Annotated in this window: 13 protein-coding genes, 1 tRNA gene and 1 pseudogene; 12 read left to right on the top strand and 3 right to left on the bottom strand. The window is 48.0% G+C overall.

From position 1 onward, the window contains the following. The first annotated feature begins 3 nt into the window (after window positions 1-3). The 3 genes from ACESPU_RS08645 to ACESPU_RS08635 all read left to right on the top strand — a co-directional run bounded on the left by ACESPU_RS08645 (window position 4) and on the right by ACESPU_RS08635 (window position 2,055). A complete protein-coding gene (locus ACESPU_RS08645; RefSeq protein ID WP_122115124.1) occupies window positions 4-873 on the top strand; it encodes a DUF3316 domain-containing protein in 870 nt (289 codons plus the stop codon). A gap of 11 nt (window positions 874-884) precedes the next feature. Beyond that, window positions 885-1,901, top strand: a complete 1,017-nt coding sequence (locus tag ACESPU_RS08640; protein WP_122144081.1) for a S41 family peptidase — start codon at window positions 885-887, stop codon at window positions 1,899-1,901. 72 nt (window positions 1,902-1,973) lie between these two features. Continuing rightward, a tRNA-Leu gene (locus ACESPU_RS08635) sits at window positions 1,974-2,055 on the top strand. Window positions 2,056-2,383: 328 nt separating this feature from the next. Here the strand turns inward: ACESPU_RS08635 and dprA are convergent. Genes dprA through ACESPU_RS08620 form a run of 3 tightly spaced genes read right to left on the bottom strand, consistent with a single transcriptional unit; the run spans window position 2,384 to window position 5,175 of the window. Beyond that, the gene (dprA, locus tag ACESPU_RS08630) at window positions 2,384-3,502 is read right to left on the bottom strand and encodes a DNA-processing protein DprA (RefSeq protein ID WP_122144082.1); all 1,119 of its coding nucleotides are present in this window, start codon (window positions 3,500-3,502) and stop codon (window positions 2,384-2,386) included. Continuing rightward, window positions 3,503-3,916, bottom strand: a complete 414-nt coding sequence (locus tag ACESPU_RS08625) for a thioesterase family protein (RefSeq protein WP_005860009.1) — start codon at window positions 3,914-3,916, stop codon at window positions 3,503-3,505. It abuts the gene before it with no gap. Further along, window positions 3,916-5,175: a peptidase U32 family protein gene (locus ACESPU_RS08620; protein ID WP_172618166.1), complete on the bottom strand. Its 1,260-nt coding sequence runs from the start codon at window positions 5,173-5,175 to the stop codon at window positions 3,916-3,918. The genes ACESPU_RS08625 and ACESPU_RS08620 overlap by 1 nt, the downstream gene beginning before the upstream one ends. Window positions 5,176-5,454: 279 nt before the next feature. Here ACESPU_RS08620 and dusB point away from each other — a divergent pair, with 279 nt between their 5' ends. The 9 genes and pseudogenes from dusB to ACESPU_RS08575 all read left to right on the top strand — a co-directional run bounded on the left by dusB (window position 5,455) and on the right by ACESPU_RS08575 (window position 19,500). Continuing rightward, window positions 5,455-6,444 carry a tRNA dihydrouridine synthase DusB gene (gene dusB / locus ACESPU_RS08615; protein WP_057326091.1) on the top strand — a complete coding sequence of 330 codons (990 nt, stop codon included), beginning with the start codon at window positions 5,455-5,457 and terminating at the stop codon, window positions 6,442-6,444. 346 nt (window positions 6,445-6,790) lie between these two features. Further along, a pseudogene (locus tag ACESPU_RS08610) lies at window positions 6,791-6,946 on the top strand (AAA family ATPase); the annotation flags it as partial. Between the two features lie 88 nt (window positions 6,947-7,034). Then, the gene (locus tag ACESPU_RS08605; protein ID WP_048927014.1) at window positions 7,035-8,078 is read left to right on the top strand and encodes a sugar kinase; all 1,044 of its coding nucleotides are present in this window, start codon (window positions 7,035-7,037) and stop codon (window positions 8,076-8,078) included. 36 nt (window positions 8,079-8,114) lie between these two features. Further along, a complete protein-coding gene (locus ACESPU_RS08600; protein WP_373133278.1) occupies window positions 8,115-8,789 on the top strand; it encodes a bifunctional 4-hydroxy-2-oxoglutarate aldolase/2-dehydro-3-deoxy-phosphogluconate aldolase in 675 nt (224 codons plus the stop codon). Further along, window positions 8,786-10,189, top strand: coding sequence for a glucuronate isomerase (gene uxaC / locus ACESPU_RS08595; RefSeq protein WP_048927013.1), 1,404 nt, complete (start codon window positions 8,786-8,788; stop codon window positions 10,187-10,189). Before ACESPU_RS08600 ends, uxaC begins: the two co-directional genes overlap by 4 nt. A 185-nt stretch (window positions 10,190-10,374) precedes the next feature. After that, window positions 10,375-13,623, top strand: a complete 3,249-nt coding sequence (locus ACESPU_RS08590) for a TonB-dependent receptor (protein ID WP_048927012.1) — start codon at window positions 10,375-10,377, stop codon at window positions 13,621-13,623. Between the two features lie 41 nt (window positions 13,624-13,664). Continuing rightward, a complete protein-coding gene (locus tag ACESPU_RS08585) occupies window positions 13,665-15,296 on the top strand; it encodes a RagB/SusD family nutrient uptake outer membrane protein (RefSeq protein ID WP_048927011.1) in 1,632 nt (543 codons plus the stop codon). 160 nt (window positions 15,297-15,456) lie between these two features. Beyond that, on the top strand, window positions 15,457-18,330 hold the full coding sequence (locus ACESPU_RS08580; protein ID WP_048927010.1) for a GH92 family glycosyl hydrolase: 2,874 nt from the start codon (window positions 15,457-15,459) through the stop codon (window positions 18,328-18,330). Window positions 18,331-18,351: 21 nt separating this feature from the next. Continuing rightward, window positions 18,352-19,500: an alkaline phosphatase gene (locus tag ACESPU_RS08575; RefSeq protein WP_121960697.1), complete on the top strand. Its 1,149-nt coding sequence runs from the start codon at window positions 18,352-18,354 to the stop codon at window positions 19,498-19,500. Window positions 19,501-19,712: the final 212 nt, after the last annotated feature.

Below are 19,712 nucleotides of genomic sequence, written 5' to 3'. Positions count from 1 at the left end.
CCTATGAAAGCTATCACCTGTTTGATTGGTTTGTTCCTGCTGTTTCTCGCGTCACCGGCCAAGGCCCAGTCCGATGGAGACGAGATCCCTTGGTCTATCAACAGCGGGACCATGGTCGGTATAGGAAGCTACAACCTAATGGACACCTATTTATCTCCCAGCATGGAAGATAAGAAATATACAGGCCCCGGATTACGGGTAATGAATGAACGGATGAAGAGGGTCCGGCTGGCAAACTATCGGGTATCCAGACAGCAAATCATAAGCGTCGATCTGGCTAGCACGGATAATGCTGCCTCTACCGCTACGGATTTCGCGGGCTTTATCGATTATACGTTGGGTTACTATTATCATTTGCCCACGGTATTGCCGGATTTAAATCTTCTGGCGGGTGGTGCCGTGCATGGCATGGGTGGTTTTATATACAATACCCGCAACGGAAATAACCCGGCCTCGGCGAAAGCGGATATCGATTTGAACATCTCCGCCATGGCGATCTATAAGTTACGCGTCAAGGAATATCCTATGACGCTGCGCTACCAGTTCACGATCCCCTTCGCCGGTGTTTTATTCTCCCCCCATTACGGGCAATCGTATTACGAGATCTTCAACCTAGGGAATGCTTCGGGAGTGGTGCAATTCAATTCCTTCCATAATAAATTCGCCATGAAGAACTTTTTCACGGTCGATTTCCCGGTTTGTAATTTTACGATACGGGCAGGTTACCTAAACAGCTCTTACCGTACGGATGTCAATGGGATACAGTCTCATATAATATCTCACTCTTTTATGATCGGCCTCGTGAAAGAATTCATCTCTTTCGGAGGAAAACGCCTAAAGAATACCCAGCGGTTCAAAAGCGCTTATTATTAAAAGGAAATCAAATGAAACGATACCTTATATATATATGTATATCTCTCGGATTCCTGTTTACCGGATGTGAGAAATCGGACGAATACGTGGCCTCCCCACAGGAGAACTTTGAGGCGCTTTGGAAAATATTGGATGAGAATTACTGCTTCTTCGAATACAAGGACATTGATTGGAACGAGGTTCACGACCGTTATAAGACGCAGATAAGCGATACGATGAACCAATACGTCCTATTTGACGTATTAGGCGATATGCTAAACGAGCTGAAAGACGGGCATACCAATTTGATATCCACCTTCAATATGTCCCGCTATTGGGATTGGTACCTCGATTATCCGGATAATTTCGACTCAGACATACAAGAGAATTATCTCGGAAGGAACTACTCGATCGCCGGAGGGCTTAAATACACGACATTGAGTGACGGTCAGATCGGGTATATTTATTACGGTAGCTTTTCCAGTTCGGCCGGCGAAAGCGGTTTGGATCACATATTCTATCAATTCAAGGATTGCAAAGGTTTGATCTTCGATATCCGGGATAATGGCGGTGGCATGTTATCAAACGCCGATCGCATCGCTTCTCGTTTCTTGGAGGAAAAGATACTGACCGGCTATATCCAACATAAGACGGGTAAAGGGCACGATGACTTTTCCGAACCTTATCCCCTTTATCTCTCACCTTCCGAGCGTATCCGCTGGTTACGCCCTGTTGTGGTCTTAACGAATCGTCATTGCTACAGCGCCGCCAACGATTTCGTGCAGAAAGTACGCATGATGCCTTATGTAACGACGATGGGAGATCGCACCGGAGGCGGTAGTGGTTTCCCCTTCAACTCCGAGTTGCCCAACGGCTGGGGTGTCCGTTTCTCCGCGTCTCCCATGCTGGATGTAAACAAACAGCATACGGAATTCGGTATCGATCCTACATATAAGATTTCTATGACCCAAGAAGATATCGAGAAAGGTAAAGATACGATTATCGAGGCGGCGATCACCCACCTCTTGTCCGAGACCGAGAAGAAATAAGGTTTCGCTAAAAAAACAACGCAAATATTTGCAAGTTTATAAAAAAGCATTACCTTTGCACACGATTCCAATGCGGCTGTGGTGTAATTGGTAGCCACGTCAGACTTAGGATCTGATGCTTCACGGCGTGGGGGTTCGAGTCCCTTCAGCCGCACAAATCCAGAAATCCTTGTAAGTTCGCTTACAAGGATTTTTTAGTATGGATAAACCTCCTCCATATATACAAGCACTGTGCAGATCAAGGATTACAAACAATATCCAAATTGTTAATTTTAGAAGATTTTGCGCATATTCTGTATAGTTTCAAATTCAAAAACATTTTTTACACCGGACTGGCATGTTGTTTAACACAAGTTATACTCAAAACCCTTGACAAAGGGGCTTTACAAGCTTATCTTTGCATTGTGGTTTTTTCATAATAGTATTAGATTTAAGGTTAACAAAGTTTGGTTAGGGCTTGTCGTGAGACAGGCTTTAATTATTTATAGGGGTTTCATTCGTTTATAGATGCTTCCCGGCATCGATTTTATCTTTCCATCCAATTCCAACTCAAAGAGCAGAGAAGATAATTGATGTACCGGAAGATTCAAGGCTACGGACAATTCATTGATATGAGATTCCTTTTGCGTCTCCAAGAACGACAAGATCCGTTCACTCTCCTCGTTCTCCGGAAACAATAATTGGGTTTGGACCGGTAACGCGTCTGTCTTTTGAGCGACATCCCAACGCATCGCCATGATTAAATCGTCAGCGCAAGTGATCAAGCCTCCTTTATTCTGCCGGATTAAGCTATTACATCCCTTAGAGTTGATATCCGTTACCCGGCCCGGAAAGGCATAGACATCCCGGCCATACGAGAAAGCGATATCCGCCGTGATCAAAGAGCCTCCTTTCTCCGCTGATTCAATAACGATCGTGGCATCCGCCAGACCGGCTACGATCCGGTTTCGCCGGATAAAGTTCTGCCGATCCGGATTCGTCCCGCTAGGAAAGTCGGTCAACAAACCTCCCCGATCCAACATTTCGATCGCCGTAGAGCGATGCACGGGAGGATAGATACGATCCAAACCATGCGCCAATACGCCCACCGTGGGCAATTGGTTCTTCAACGCATTCCGATGGGCACAAATATCGATGCCATAAGCGAGTCCGCTAACGACCAATAGATCCGGGAAACTCACGGACAAATCCCGCAATAAACGCTCGGTCACTTCCTGCCCATAAGCGGAGGCCCTACGAGTACCCACAACGCTGATGATATGGGCGGCGTTTAAATCTGCGTTCCCCTTGAAATAAAATAAAACCGGAGCGTCCGGGCATTCCCGCAGACGTTCCGGATAATTCATATCTTTCAAGAAATAGATAGAGATACCGTTCTTTTGGGCAAAAGCCAATTCTTTCTCTGCCCGTAAGAGCACATCCGCCCGCTTAATCTCGGCGATAATCGAATCGCCGATACCCGGTATCTTCTCTAGCGACTGGCGCTTTTCCGTAAACACGGCCTCCGCATCCCCCAACGCTTCCAGAAGATGGCGGGCTAGGATATCTCCCACCCCATTAATCATAGTAAGGCCAATTTGGTAAATCTGTTTGTCTGTCATTTATGCTTGTTTTGATTCTATTCGCTTTAGCATCTCATCGAAATATTCTCCTCTGGTTAATTTGCCATTCTCTACGACAACGGATTCCACGACTCCTTTAGTAGCCAGCGCCCCATCGGATTCCCGGTAAATATCTTGCTCGAACACCAGTTTCACCCCTTTCTTATATACATTCAGGCAAGAAGTATACCGATCGCCGCTCCGCAAGGAGTTCTTGAACTGGATATCCACACGGGCCACAAAAGCATCGATGCCCTTCTCATGCATGGCGCCAAAGTTCTCACCCAACGACTCCAGAAACTCATGCCGGGTATGCTCCATATAATGTTGGTAATTGGAGTTATTCACCACGCCTTGCAAATCGCACTCATAATCGCGAACCTTGTCTGTCAGTTTAAAAATATATTCCTTCATTATCGTAGTTCTTTTTCGATTTGTACTTTCTCCATTTTATAAAGACGATCGGACGGGCGGATCTTCTCGGACATCTTTATCGAGAAGCGTTCCCCTTTCACGGTCTCCTCCACCGGTTTCAGGTCTACCCGGATCTCATCGACGGTCTGCATAACGGCTCCGGTCGTGGGACCTGTTACCAAGATCTCATCGCCTACTCTCAAGGAACCGGACTCCATCTCAAACTCGGCGACACCGATTCCGCTGAAGTATTTGATACCCCGTGCCACGTACACTTTCTTACGGGTAGCACCGGAGCCATATTTACTGCTCCATTCACCCAATCGTTGTCCCAGATAGTAGCCATCCCAGAAACCGCGATTAAAGACCCTGCGCAGACGCTCGTCCCAAACCGCTACCTTCTCCTCATCGAAGGTACCTTCGCAATAGGCCTTGACCGCCTCTTTATAACATTCGGTCACGAGACGCACATACTCCGGCCCGCGGGCACGCCCCTCCAGCTTGAACACACGTACGCCGGCATCCATCATCTTATTCATGAAATGAATCGTCTTCAAGTCTTTCGGCGACATGATATACTGATTCTCCACATCCAGCTCGATCTGGCTATCCTTGTCATGCACCGTATAGGCACGACGACAAATTTGCATGCAAGCCCCCCGATTGGCGGAAGCGTTCATCTCATGCAAACTCAAATAGCATTTACCGGACACGGCCATGCACAAAGCCCCGTGAGCGAACATCTCTATGCGGATCAATTCCCCTTTCGGGCCTTTGATCTGCTGCTTCACGATCTCCTGATAAATCTCATGCACCTGCTTTAAGTTCAACTCGCGAGCCAATACGACCACATCGGCGAAGCGGGCGTAAAACTTCAACGCCTCCACGTTCGAGATATTCAACTGCGTGGATAAGTGCACCTCTTGCCCGATGCTATTCGCGTAACTCATAGCGGCCACATCGGCGGCGATAATGGCGGAGACACCCGCATCCTTAGCGGCGTCTATGATCTCCCTCATCAACGGAAGATCCTCACCATAAATAACCGTATTAACCGTGAGATAACTCTTGATACCATGTTCCCCGCAAATAGCGACGATCTTACGCAAATCCTCCGTCGTGAAATTATTCGACGAGCGAGAACGCATATTCAATCCCTCGATACCGAAATAAATGGAGTCGGCCCCTCCTTGTATAGCAGCCATCAACGATTCATAGGAACCGACAGGCGCCATTATTTCAAAATCCTTCTCTTTCAAGGTTATATATTTTAATATTACGGTAGCAAAGGTACGAATAATATTTGAGAAGATTTCTTATAAGCACAAACCCTCCATCCCATCATGAAAGAATAGTTCCAGTTGGAGAAGCACAAGATCCTAAATAAAGCGGGGCAATCCGAGCTCTATCAATATATCATAAATGATCCGGATTATTAAAAACGCCTGTTCCATCCACCGATCATCTTACGAGATGTAAAAATTATTCCCCAAAAAGAAGTACTTTTGTAATCTCTATTTAGTTAGCAAACAGAAGGTATGAAGATTGGTTCAATAGATTTAGGGGAGCGTCCGGTATTCTTGGCGCCTATGGAGGACGTGACGGATATCTCGTTTCGTTTGATGTGCAAAAGCTTCGGGGCGGACATGGTATATACGGAGTTCGTATCGAGCGACGCGTTGATCCGCAGTGTGAACAAAACACAGCAAAAACTAAATGTCTCCGATGATGAGCGTCCGGTCGCTATCCAGATTTACGGTAAGGACGTAGCCTCGATGGTAGAGGCCGCACGTATTTGCGAGGAAGCTCGTCCGGATATTTTAGACATAAACTTTGGTTGCCCCGTAAAGAAAGTAGCAGGCAAGGGAGCCGGGGCCGGTATGCTACGCAATATCCCGTTGATGCTGGAAATCACGAAAGAAGTAGTGAAAGCCGTGAACATCCCCGTCACCGTGAAAACCCGTTTAGGATGGGATGCCGACAACCGTGTTATCGTGGATCTGGCCGAGCAACTACAGGATTGCGGTATCGCCGCCCTCTCCATCCACGGACGTACACGGGCGCAAATGTACACGGGCGAGGCGGATTGGACCTTGATCGGTGCCGTAAAAAATAACCCTCGCATGCAAATCCCTATCATCGGGAATGGCGACGTGACTTCCGCCGAGATATGCAAGCAGCGTTTCGAGGACTATGGCGTAGACGCCGTAATGATCGGTAGGGCTAGCATAGGCCGCCCTTGGATCTTCCGGGAGGTAAAACACTATCTTACGACCGGGGAATTATTGCCGCAAGAGCCTTTCTCTTGGTATCTGGATATCCTAAAAAAACAAGTGGAGCAAAGCGTGGAACGATTGGACGAACGTAGGGGAATCTTACATATTCGTCGTCATCTGGCAGCTACTCCGCTCTTCAAAGGTATTACCGATTTCAAGCAAACACGGATCGCCATGCTACGTGCGGAGACTGTTAACGAATTATTCGAAATTATGAATAATATTCCTAAAAAGTACGGAATTTCAGAATAACAAGCTTGATATATATCAAATTGAAACCTATTTGCGATATTTTTACAATAAAATGTTACAAATACTATTGACGCATATTATAAAACCCTTTATATTTGCATCGAGTTTTTTTCATAGTATTTTAGATCTAAGGTTAACAAGTCTTTGCAAGGGGGGAATCGTGAGATTGTTTCATTGAGGAGCAAAAAAAGCCGCATCCATATTGGGACTAGCGGCTTTTTTGTTTTTCCGGACTCTATATCCTAAATCAAGAAACTTATCGTATCTTTGTCAATAGGTCACATTAAATATTTGGCACTATGAACCAGACTATTTATCCCATCGGTATACAGAACTTCGAGAAGATTCGATCAAGGATTATGATTCTCGCTTTGGTATCTATAAACTAGGATTTCCCAATTTAGAGGTAGAAGAAGGCTTTGTCAAATACCTGCTTCCTTTCTACACCAGTGTTAGCGCCCCTAAGACTCCTTTCGAAATCGGGCGTTTTGTCCGGGAGGTGGAATAAAAAAGCCTATGTTTTCGCACACACGCTATACATTATTCGAAATAAACCCTTACATTTGCGAAAAACATAATACTATACCACCATGAGTAAGAAAGTCATAACTTTCGGAGAGATCATGCTTAGGCTGGCTACTCCGGACTATTTACGCTTTTGCCAAGCCAATCAGTTCAACGCTACTTTTGGCGGAGGGGAAGCGAATGTCGCCGCCTCACTCGCCAACTATGGCATAGAGACTGAGTTTGTAACCCGTTTACCCAAAAATGACATCGCCCGTGCCTGCGTTATGGAATTACGCAAACAGGGTATCGGAACATCCAAGATCATTTACGGAGGGGAACGGTTAGGCATTTATTTTCTGGAGACCGGAGCGGTCGCTCGTGCCAGCAAGGTGGTATATGATCGGGTTCATTCTTCCATCGCCGAGATCCAACCGGGGATGATCGATTGGGACGAGGTATTCAAAGATGCCTCTTGGTTTCACTGGACAGGTATCACGCCAGCCATATCCGAAGGTGCCGCCAACGTATGCTTGGAAGCGATACAGGCGGCAAACCGATTGGGCATCACGGTATCCTGCGACCTCAACTACCGGAAAAATCTCTGGAAATACGGTAAGACAGCCCATGAGGTCATGCCGGAACTAGTAGCCGGATGCGATATCATCCTAGGAAACGAGGAAGATGCCGAGAAAGTCTTCGGTATCAAGCCCGAAGGTTTCGACGCCGCCGCCACGGAAGGCGAGGTACACGCCGCTTCTTTCCAGTCGGTATGTACCCAATTAATGGCTCACTTCCCACGTGCCCGGAAAGTTATCATCACGCTAAGAGGCTCCATCAATGCCAATCATAACACATGGGGCGGAGTGCTATACGCCGACAACCGGTTGTACGAATCCCGCCGGTATGACATCACCCATATCGTAGATCGTGTAGGTGGAGGCGATTCTTTTATGGGAGGCCTTATTTACGGTTTGCTCTCCTACCCCGGTGACGACCAGAAAGCCTTGGACTTCGCGGTAGCGGCTTCCTGCCTGAAACACACGATCTACGGAGACTTCAACCAAGTAACCGTAGAGGAAGTAGAAAAACTCATGTCCGGCGACACCTCCGGCCGTGTCTCCCGCTAATTTTCAATTCTCAATTTTCAATTTTTAATTCCCAATATGGCTCGATTCAATAAAATACAAACATTACAGGCTATCATCCAAACCGGAATGGTGCCCGTCTATTATAATAAAGAGGTAGAGATCGCAAAACAAGTTGTAAAAGCCTGTTACGAGGGAGGCGTCAGAGCCTTCGAGTTTACTAACCGGGGAGATTTCGCCCACGAGGTATTTGGCGAACTGGTAAAATACGCCGCCAAGGAATGTCCGGAATTAGTATTGGGCGTAGGTTCTATCGTAGACCTGGCCACAGCCGCCTTATTCATACAGCTAGGGGCAAACTTCGTAGTCGGTCCGCTGTTTAACCCGGAGATAGCGAAGATATGTAACCGTCGCCTCATCCCTTATACGCCCGGCTGCGGTTCCGTATCCGAGATCGGCTTTGCCCAAGAAACAGGTTGCGACCTTTGCAAGATATTCCCCGCCGGAAATGTAGGAGGTCCCTCATTTGTCAAGAACATAAAGGCGCCCATGCCATGGACCCTAATCATGGCGACCGGTGCCGTGGAGCCGACAGAGGAGAATCTATCCGCTTGGTTCAAGGCCGGCGTGACCTGCGTAGGAATGGGGTCCAAACTCTTCCCCAAAGAAGCGATAGCGGGAAACGATTGGCAATCCATTACCGATTTATGCCGCGACGCCTTATCTATCATTCAAAAGTATCGCCAAGTATGAAAAGCTTTTTAGATCAAGATTTCTTGCTCCAGACCGACACGGCCCGTGAGTTATATCACGAGCATGCGGCGAAGATGCCCATCATTGATTACCATTGCCATCTGGATCCCCGGCAAATAGCGGAGAATCACCAATTCGAGGATCTTACGGAGATATGGCTGGGCGGAGACCATTACAAATGGCGGGCGATGAGAGCGAACGGTATTCCCGAGGAATATATCACCGGAGATAAATCTCCTTACGAGAAATTCCTTAAATGGGCCGAGACGATGCCTTACACGATGCGAAATCCGCTTTATCATTGGACGCATCTGGAGCTTAGCCGTATATTCGGAATCCATAAAGTCTTGAATCCGGCTTCCGCCGAGGAAATCTATGCGACTTGTACGGATAAACTACGTACCCCCGAATATCGTGCGCAAGACATCATGAAACGGATGAACGTAGAGATCGTTTGTACGACCGACGATCCTATAGACTCATTGGAATTCCATCAAAAAATACGTTCAAACGGATGCCACACCCGTGTATATCCGGCATGGCGACCGGACAAGGTACTCGCTATCGATAATATCAAGGCGCTAAATGACTATTTGTCCAAGCTGGAGGCCGCCGCCGATAAGACCATCCTCACCTACAAGCATTTATTGGAGGCTTTACAAAAACGACATGATTTCTTCGCCGCCCAAGGGTGCCGGTTATCGGACCACGGGTTGGATACTTTCTATGCCGAACCTTATACCGAGCAGGAGATTGAGGTGATCTTCCTCAAGGCTCGTATGGGTAAATCGCTCACGGAGCAGGAAGTTCGCAAATACCGTTCGGCATTGCTATACGAATTGGCGGTGATGGATGCCCGGAGTGGATGGGTACAACAATTCCATATCGGCGCAAATCGGAATAATAACAAACGGATGTTCAAGTTATTAGGAGCAGACACAGGTTTCGACGCTATCGATGATCAGCCGGTAGCTGTTTCCATGAACCGCTTTTTCAGCCGTTTAGATCAAGAAGGGCTGTTAGCGAAAACGATCGTTTACAACCTGAATCCCCGCGACACTGAGTTGATGGTAGCCAATGCCTACAATTTCAACGACGGCAGTGTACCCGGGAAGATGCAATATGGAGCGGCTTGGTGGTTCCTCGATCAGATCAAAGGCATGGAAGATCAATTAAATGCGCTTTCCAGCCTCGGGCTTTTAAGCCGTTTCGTCGGTATGCTGACAGATTCCCGTAGCTTCCTGTCATATCCCCGTCATGAGTATTTCCGCCGGATCCTTTGTAATATGCTAGGCAATGAGATAGAGAAAGGCTTATTGCCCGCCTCCGAGTTTTCCTTCATTGGACAGATGGTGGAGGACATCAGTTACAACAACGCTAAACGATACTTTGATTTCTGATTACTGCAACCCGCATTGCAATGTTACTGCACGCCTGTCGCAGTAACACTGCACGTGCGTTGCAGTAAGGCTGCAACAGCTTTGCAACATTTTATTCACAAACACTTCATAAGACCTTCCACTATACTCGCACATATTACGCCTACTTTTGCGGCAGATTTAGATAAACACTAAAATACGCAAACATGAAACAACGGCTTTATGATTTCATCCCTGTCAAGCATCTATGCGTAGGGATGTCTTTATGTGGCATAGTGGCAGGTACCCAAACCGCTCAAGCTTCTCCCGTCTTTGGGCAATCATCGGGCTTAGAACTTCCGAGTCCCAGCATCTACCAACAAAGTACGAAACAGATTTCCGGTATCGTCAAAGACCAGGCGGGGATTCCTGTAATTGGCGCGAACGTGATCGTAAAAGGGACGACAAACGGAGTAATCACCGGGCTCGATGGAGATTTCCTACTGGAAGTTCCGGAAAACGCTATCTTAGAGATCAGTTATATCGGTTATATGACGCAAAGTATCCCGATAAACGGGAAAACGACCTTCAACATCATCCTAGAAGAAGATACGCAGAAATTGGATGAGGTAGTCGTACTCGGTTATGGAGCGGGGCAACGCAAACAAGATCTCTCCGCTTCCGTGGGCGTGCTGAACAACACGGAAGACTTGGTGGCCCGTCCGGTTACCTCTACCGAAAGTATGTTGCAAGGGCAGTTAGCGGGTGTTACCGTACAAGCGAACGGTGGAGACCCAACGGCTACACCCTCAATCGTGATCCGTGGACAGGGCTCACAGAATGGCGATAACGTATTATGGGTTGTTGACGGTGTTCCCGGCGCACCCATCGCCTCTATGAATGATATCGAGACGATTGTCGTCTTAAAAGATGCTGCCTCTGCCGCTATCTATGGAGCGCAATCCGGAGCCGGCGGTGTTATCTTGGTAACCACCAAGAAGGCGAAAGAGGGCAAGACCTCGTTGAGCTATGATGCGACTTTCGGTGTTCGTAAAGCTAGCAACGTAATCGAGCCGTTAAATGCGGAAGAGCAACTCGAGATGCGAAAACTGTCTTACGCAAACGCGGGGCTTACATTGCCGACCGGTTGGGATTTGACCAAGAACCCATGGGTAGGTACCACACGTACCAACTGGATGGACGAGATCTTCCGCACCGCTTTCTACCAACGCCATAACGTAGCCTTGAATGTTGGTTCCGAGAATGCCTCCAACCGTGTTTCATTTGCTTACGATAACGATGAAGGTGTATTGATCAATACTTTCAACAAGAACCTTTCACTTCGTTACAACGGTAAATTCAAATTGAATAAATGGGTGACCATCACCGAAGACGTGGTTTGGAAAAACAACGAAAGCCGTTCAAAAGATACCGACAGTGGTTATACGGGAGTTGTCGCGGCGGCTATGTATATGCCTGCCAGCGCTACGGTTTACAATCCGCTGGATGGTACTTACGGTGGAACAACGACCGAAGACCCGGATTACATCGCCAAATATGGCTCCAACTTCGCGGATATCCACGGAGACGCTGTCAATCCGGTTCGCTTGCTGGAAGCGGAAAACCGCTATGACCGAACCAGTGACATCTGGAGTACGACCAGTCTGGAACTAGCGAATATCGTTACCGGCTTAAAGTTCACGAGCCGTTTCACTTACAACCTGAAGAATAATCTATATAAGAACTTCAGTCCGATCCGTGACGAGGTGGGAAAACCCTCCTTGACAAATAATCTGGATGAAACGACTTACCGTGCAGACGCATGGAAAACGGAAAACACATTGACTTACGACAATACGTTTAATGACATGCACACCCTGGGTGTCTTACTATCCACTACGGCCGATCATTACAGCAAGCGAGGGCTAGAGGTTAATGGAAAAGATTTATCTGACGAATCCGATTATTTACAATATCTATCCTATGCGAATTCCGTTTCCGCTACCGATTATTTGACCGGTCCTGACGCAAACGTATCCTTGATCGCCCGTCTGGCTTATTCCTTCAACGATCGTTACTTCGTTACAGCCTCTTGGCGTCGTGATTACGCAGGCCGTCTACCTAAAGATAATAACTATGGCGACTTCCCTGCCGTAACAGCCGGATGGAAAATCTCTAATGAATCTTTCTTCCCGAAGAGCGAGACACTGAATTTATTGAAGATCCGTGCTTCTTGGGGACGTGTCGGTAATCTGGGATCTATCGGTTACAATTATAAATCCGCCTTATTAGGTAAAACTTTCTGGTCGGAGCAGGCACAGTACGGCGTAGAATCGAACAAGATTTGGGGAAACTTCGTCTATAACTCTACCGCATTAAATCCCAACTTAACATGGGAAACTTCCGAGCAATGGGACTTAGGCCTAGATGTGAACATGTTCGACAATCGCTTGAGCATGGCATTCGACTATTTCGACAAACGCACGTTCAACTTGATCCAGTCGCAAACGATGAACTGGCCGGGAACGATCGGTATCGATGCCATGTTAGTCAATCAAGGTGAAGTCCGCAACCGAGGTTTCGAGGCGCAAATCAATTGGAACCAACAGGTAAATAAAGATTGGTCGTACTTCGTTTCCGGAAACTTCTCTTATCTAAAGAACTGGGTTTCTGATATTGGGGTAAAAAACACAGACGGAACCCCGGGCGTTTGGACAGGTATCACCAAAAATGATGCATATTTCGATGGTAGTTATCGTAACCTTCCATATATGTATCAAACAGCCGAAGGAGAACCGCTGGCCTCTTTCTATCTGATCAAGACTGACGGCATTTTTCAAAGCGACGCAGAGGCAGCCGCTTATGTAAACAAAGACGGAAAACGAATCCAACCGGACGCTGTAGCCGGCGATTTGAAATTCGTCGATGCCAATGGTGATGGAGTTATCAATGATGAAGACCGTCAATACTGCGGTAGCGCTACACCTAAAACTACATTCTCATTCTCCGGAGGATTCACTTGGAAGAAGCTTTCCGTAAGCGCTATGTTCCAAGGCGTAGGTGGAGCACAAGCTTTATATGTAGGTAAATATATGGCTTTAAGCGATGTAGAAGGAAACTTCAACCGCTCAAAAGAGATCATGAACGCTTGGAGTCCGTCGAATACAGGGTCGAATATTCCACGCTTATCGAAAAACGACCCAAATAGCAACTTTAGCACACCGTCTGATTGGTATCTGGAGAATGCTTCTTACTTACGTTTGAAGAACTTCACCGTATCCTATGACTTGAGTGATGTTATCAGGAAATGCGCTCACCTGCAAGAACGCAACAGCATGATGTCTGTTTACCTTAGCGGTGAGAACCTCTTCACGATCACGAACTACTCAGGAATGGACCCGGAAACCGGCGGTTGGGATGCCTTGAAGTATCCGGTTTCACGCGTATTCTCTGTCGGAGTCAAATTGACATACTAATCGGGTATTTTAAAAGATATTCATATTAACAAAGGATCAAAATGAAAAGATATATTACAGTATTAGCATTATCCGCATTGGTTTGTAGTTCTTGTAGCGACTTCCTCGACGTTCAGCCGGAAGGAAACGCAACTACAACCTCCTATTTCTTGAATGATCAACAGGCCATTGATGCCATTGACGGATTATATGAAAGATTCCATCAAGAGGGTTGTTACGGCCGTGAATTATTCTGGGAACAGGGAGCCGCATGCGACATTGTTTGGGGACGTACACGCGGTTATAACTCTTTGGCGACCTTAGCCTATACTGGTGATGAATCTCCTCTAAGAGATGTATTCAGCCGTATGTATTCTACTATGTCCCGTGCGAATTGGATCATCCAAGAATTAGTGAAGAAAGAAAAGGGAACGACGCTGACCGCCGTCGAGAAACGCAGCTTGGGCGAAGCTTACTTCAGTCGCGGCTGGGCACATTATCTGATCGCTTATCGGTACGGTACGGATAAACAAGGAGTACCTTTCGTACGTTACGAGGACTTCCCCGACGATTACGACAACTCCATACCGCCTCAGCAAGCTACCGTTATGGACAATTATAAACTGATCATCGAAGATATGGACAAGGCAATCGCCTACCTTCCAAACTTCGAATCCTATGACGCCGACAACCGGGGCCGGGCACATCAGGCTGCTGCCGTGGCGTTCAAAGCGAAAACTTATGCTTACTGGGCTACTTGGGATGCTACCCAATGGAACAACGTCATCGAGATGGTCAATCAATTGGAGAACAACTACAATCGAGATCTAGCTCCTACATTCGCGGAACTATTCTCGTCTGACTTGAAAGATTATTGGAATGCCGAATATCTCTGGACTATTCCGAGTATCGGCGGCGCACTACCGGGCGGTACCGAATTCCCGGGCATTATCCTTGAGAACAAAGGATGGGGCAAATATAATGGTTGGGGGCAGATGAAGCCCTCTTACGACATCTACGAAGAAATGGCGAAAGATGGTAAAGGTAATGACCGTTTAGTACGCTCAATCTTGGAATACAACCAAGAGTTCCCGTTCTTCGGCGAGACACGCAAATTCTGGTCTACCTCCGACCTTGAAGCTGGTTTCATGATCAATAAATACATGGACGCTTTCAAATACTCAGACCCTGTAGGTGAAGGAGCCGTGAGTGCTAACGGAGACTGGCCTACGGTCCGTGTCAATTTCCCGATCATCCGTTTCGCAGAAATGTTATTGTTCCGTGCCGAGGCATATTTAATGACAGGTCAAGCCGATAAAGCAACCGCAGACATCAACCGTATCCGCCTACGCTCCAACTTGACACCGCTTGCCGGCACCGCCACGATGAAGGATATATATCACGAACGCCGTTGTGAATTGGCTTTTGAGTTTACAGATCATCTATTCGACTTAAAGCGTTGGAACCGTTCTTCCAATACCGACATAAAGACATTGGCCGATAAAGAGTTGAACGCACATCCACGTATCCGCAGATATGAAGACCGGGCGAATCCGGAATCCGCGTTCACGATTATTGGTTATGAAGATTACACCAACAAAAACGCCTATCAAGCGCATATGATGGTATTCCCGTATCCAAGTGAAGAGATTACTAAATCGAATGGTCAATTGAAGCAGAACGAGGGATATTAACCGGCTCCTTTAAACCGATCAAGGTACGAATAAGATTCATTACGGGCTGTCTCAGAAAATGAAACAGCCCATGTTATTTTCTACCGGGTAAAAACGCATATCTCAAATAGGTAGCTTACCTTTGCCTATTGTATACTATATATTAAACAAAAAATATACCATGAGATTAATTCAAACGCTTTCTTCTTGCTTGTGTACAGGAATAATAGCCTTATTCACGGCCTGTAGCCAAGCTCCACAATCCCCCATCGATTCCGTGAATCCGTTTATCGGCACGGGATTTCACGGACACACGTATCCCGGGGCCACGGCTCCTTACGGAGCGGTCCAACTAAGCCCAGACACCCGGAAAGGTAACTGGGACGCTTGTTCTGGCTATCATTACAGCGATTCTACCTTAATGGGTTTCTCCCATACCCATTTAAGCGGTACGGGATGTATCGACCTAGGCGATATCCTATTCCGCCCGTCTCTCCAGACACCTTTAGTGTTCTCGCACTCGGACGAGAAGGCTTCCCCGGGCTACTACTCGGTGAATCTCAAGGAGGCAGGTGTATTAGCGGAACTTACCACGACCCCGCATGTCGGGATACACCGATATACCTATAAAAAAGAGACAGAGGCTACGTTGGTGGTCGATATGGACCATTTATTGGATAACGAATATATGTACGAGGGCTGGGTGAAGCGAACCGGGGATAACGAGCTTACCGGTATGCGGCGTACCCGGGGCTGGGTAGACAATCAATATGTCTTCTTTGTAGCGCAGTTCTCGCAACCCTTCTCTTCCATGGAACAGCCTTCCGAACGGCAAGCCGTACTTACCTTCGATACGACTACCGGAAAACCCATCGTCTGCAAAGTCGGGGTATCGATCGTAAATGAGGAGAACGCCCGTCTGAACCTTGAGCAAGAGACGGATTCCTATGGCTTTGATTTCGATGCCATCCATCAAGCGACACGCTCCGATTGGGAAAAAGAGCTGGACGTTATCACGGTAGAAGGAGGCACCGAAGCCGAGCGCACGAATTTCTATACGGCGCTATACCATAGCAAGATCATCCCGAATATAGCGAGCGACGTGAACGGACAATACCGCCGTCACGACATGAGCGTAGCGACGATCCCGGCAGGTCGCCGCCAATTCTCCACCTTCTCCACTTGGGACACCTTTCGGGCCTGGCATCCGATGATGACTCTGTTGGATACTACCTTGGTGAATGATATGGTACAGTCTCTCTTGGATATGTACGACGCCAGCGGCGAGCTTCCGTTATGGCCCTTATCGGCGGGCGAGACCGGGACCATGATCGGTTATCACTCCACATCGATTATAGCGGACGCTTATTTAAAAGGTATTCGCGGATATGACGCGGAACACGCTCTCGAAGCGATGAAGATCTCAGCGGAGAAGAATAAGAAAGGAGCGGATTATTATATAAAGGAAGGCTTCATCCCGACGAATATCAAGAAAGAATCGGTTTCCTGCCTATTGGAATTTGCCTACGATGATTGGTGTATCGCACAAATGGCGAAAGCTTTAGGACATATGGATGATTATGAGACCTTCATCAAGCGCTCCCAGAATTTTATCAACGTATTCGACGGTAGTACCCGGTTCTTCCGGGGCAAACGGCAGGATGGGAATTGGGAGACTCCTTTCGATCCATTCGCCATCGGACGTTCCTATACGGAGGCTACGGCCTGGCAATATCGTTTCTTTACCCCGCATGACGTATATGGATTGACCCAGTTGTCCGGAGGCCGGGAGGCGTTCATCGCTGATCTGGATAGCTTATTTATGGTTACCTCCGAGGTAGTCGGCGATCTGGTAGACGTTACCGGATTGGTCGGTCAATACGCGCATGGCAACGAGCCTAGCCATCACATGGCTTACCTATATAGCTATGTGGGCCAGCCCTGGAAGACACAGGAATGGACCCGTCGCTTGCTGGACGAGATGTACCAGCCCACGCCGGAAGGCATCATCGGCAATGAGGATTGCGGCCAGATGTCCGCTTGGTATATCTTGAGCAGCCTCGGCTTCTACTCCGTATGTCCGGGTAGCAACCAGTTTATCCTAACGACCCCGTTGTTCGATAAGGCGAACATGAAGCTGGGCAATGGCAAGACATTGGTCATTACCGCCAACCAGCCGGATAAGAACAAGTATATCACGAAGGTTACCTTAAACGGCGAGGAGATATCGCATTGCTACATCACCTACGACCAGTTGATGCAAGGAGGCACACTGGACTTTACGCTCTCGGCAACACCGGACAAGCGTTGGGGAACCGCTCCCGAGTACGCTCCCTATTCCTATACGGAGCAACCTACCGTCTCTATCCCTTACATAGCGAATGATCTGGATTTGTTTGAAGGTGAGATTACGGCGGAACTAAAATCCACGACACCCGAGGCGGTTATCCATTACACGCTTGACGGATCGGAACCGGATGAGAACGCTCCCGTATACAGCGAGCCATTCGTCTTAAAAGAGACCACGATTATCAAGGCCAAAGGATATAAAAAGGGATTCGTACCCAGCCGTACGTACTCGATCCAAGCCACAAAAGCCGTATTACGCCCCGCATTATCCATACAGCCTACGAAGCATGGGGTAGCTTATACTTATTACGAAGGAGAGTTCCAATGGGTAGCCGATCTACAAAAGGCGAAGGTAGTCGAGACCGGAACAATACCTGAGCCTTCTATCCTGAACGCTAAATTGCCGGATCATTTCGGTTATATCTTCACCGGATATATATACGCCCCGGAAGATGGAGTCTATGAGTTCAGTACCCGCTCGGATGACGGTAGCGTCCTCTATATCGGCAAAGAAAAGGTAGTGGACAATGATGCCTCCCACGCCGCTATCGAAGCGACGGGACGCATCCCCTTACAAAAAGGCTACCACCCCTTCGCCTTGCATTATTTCGAGGATTACGAGGGTGAGTACCTAGGCTGGAGCTGGCGTACGCCAAGCATGTCCAAACTAGACGCGATCCCAACAGAGAACCTTTATATAAATTGATAATATTAAATACTGAATCATATGAGAAGAACAACTCTATCCGTGCTATCCTCCTTAGCCATCCTGCTATCCGGCATGATCGTTCCGGAGGCCGCGGCACAAAGTCGCCGAGACAAAGAACAAACGTATGTACTAGAGAAACCTTACGAGGTCAAGAAACTAGTCCCCCCTACCGGAAAGAAAATAAAGAACGTGATCCTCATGATCGGCGACGGCATGAGCCTTATGCACATGTATTCCGCTTGGACCGCCAACCGGGGCAAGCTCTGGCTGGACAACTCCCAATACACCGGCCTCTCGAAAACCTATTGCGCCAACCGCCTCATCACCGACTCCGGAGCCGGAGGTACCGCACTGGCCACCGGCCATAAAACGAACTACCATATGGTAGGCGTAGACCCGGCAGGCAAACCCTTGGAATCTCTGGCTACCTTGGCGAACAAGAAAGGCCTGTCAAGCGGCATCGCCGTTACCTGTCGCCTATGGGACGCTACGCCCGCCGACTTCTGCTGCCACAATACGGATCGCGACGCCGAGGCCGAGATCGTAGCGGATTACGTGAACTGTGGCGTCGATTACGTATTCGGCGGCGGCTCCAAGCTATTCGAGAACCGTGCAGACGGACGTGATTTGTTCAAGGAATTAAGGGAGAAAGGTTACCAGACTCCCCGTAGCTGGGAGGAACTGGCGAAAATTCAAAAAGGCAAGGTATTCTGCGTTACCGATACCGTAGATACCCCGCTTCCCGCCGAGCGAGGCGATCTCTTGGCTCGTGCCTCGATGAAAGCGATCGATCTGCTGGGACAAAACCCGGAAGGTTTCTTCCTGATGGTAGAGGGCTCCCAATTGGATGATTACGGACATTTCAACGATATCGACCTGTTGATGCAAGAGACACATGATTTCGACCGTACGATCGGACGTATCTTCGAATGGGCCGCCCAAGACGGTGAGACATTGGTTGTCGTAACTGCCGATCACGAGACCGGTGGCCTTACCTTGGTGGACGGGGATCTGAACGAGGGCCGTATCGTCTGTAAATTCTCCACCGGTAGCCACAGCGGTGTCATGGTTCCCGTTTACGCTTTCGGCCCGGGCGCCGAGAACTTCACGGGTATCTTCGAGAATACGGATATCTTCTGGAAGATCAAAAAGCTCCTGAATCTATAATCAAACAGTATTCATCCGATGGAGAGTATAACAGGCCGCTATCCCGCTAGTCAAGTACCGCAATCCTCCCGGTCGGGTACCGCAGTACCCCTGCCCAAGTACCGCAGTACTTTGGCTGAGAGGACAGCAGTACTTGACTAGCAGTACTACGGTACCCGACCGGGAGGACCGTGTTCACCGACTGAGGCGCGCCTTCTCCCTCTCTCCCCCAA

The sequence above is a fragment of the Parabacteroides sp. 20_3 genome, assembly GCF_964238835.1.
GTDB lineage: Bacteria > Bacteroidota > Bacteroidia > Bacteroidales > Tannerellaceae > Parabacteroides > Parabacteroides distasonis.
The sequence above is the reverse complement of the archived record's forward strand: the minus strand, read 5'-3'. Positions and strand labels throughout refer to the sequence as shown.

Bases quoted from the DNA above. Each gene is read 5' to 3' on its own strand.
- ACESPU_RS08645 (WP_122115124.1), top strand. From the start codon at position 4: ATGAAAGCTATCACCTGTTTGATTGGTTTGTTCCTGCTGTTTCTCGCG.
- ACESPU_RS08640 (WP_122144081.1), top strand. From the start codon at position 885: ATGAAACGATACCTTATATATATATGTATATCTCTCGGATTCCTGTTT.
- dprA (WP_122144082.1), bottom strand. From the start codon at position 3,502: ATGACAGACAAACAGATTTACCAAATTGGCCTTACTATGATTAATGGG.
- ACESPU_RS08625 (WP_005860009.1), bottom strand. From the start codon at position 3,916: ATGAAGGAATATATTTTTAAACTGACAGACAAGGTTCGCGATTATGAG.
- dusB (WP_057326091.1), top strand. From the start codon at position 5,455: ATGAAGATTGGTTCAATAGATTTAGGGGAGCGTCCGGTATTCTTGGCG.
- ACESPU_RS08605 (WP_048927014.1), top strand. From the start codon at position 7,035: ATGAGTAAGAAAGTCATAACTTTCGGAGAGATCATGCTTAGGCTGGCT.
- ACESPU_RS08600 (WP_373133278.1), top strand. From the start codon at position 8,115: ATGGCTCGATTCAATAAAATACAAACATTACAGGCTATCATCCAAACC.
- uxaC (WP_048927013.1), top strand. From the start codon at position 8,786: ATGAAAAGCTTTTTAGATCAAGATTTCTTGCTCCAGACCGACACGGCC.
- ACESPU_RS08590 (WP_048927012.1), top strand. From the start codon at position 10,375: ATGAAACAACGGCTTTATGATTTCATCCCTGTCAAGCATCTATGCGTA.
- ACESPU_RS08585 (WP_048927011.1), top strand. From the start codon at position 13,665: ATGAAAAGATATATTACAGTATTAGCATTATCCGCATTGGTTTGTAGT.
- ACESPU_RS08580 (WP_048927010.1), top strand. From the start codon at position 15,457: ATGAGATTAATTCAAACGCTTTCTTCTTGCTTGTGTACAGGAATAATA.
- ACESPU_RS08575 (WP_121960697.1), top strand. From the start codon at position 18,352: ATGAGAAGAACAACTCTATCCGTGCTATCCTCCTTAGCCATCCTGCTA.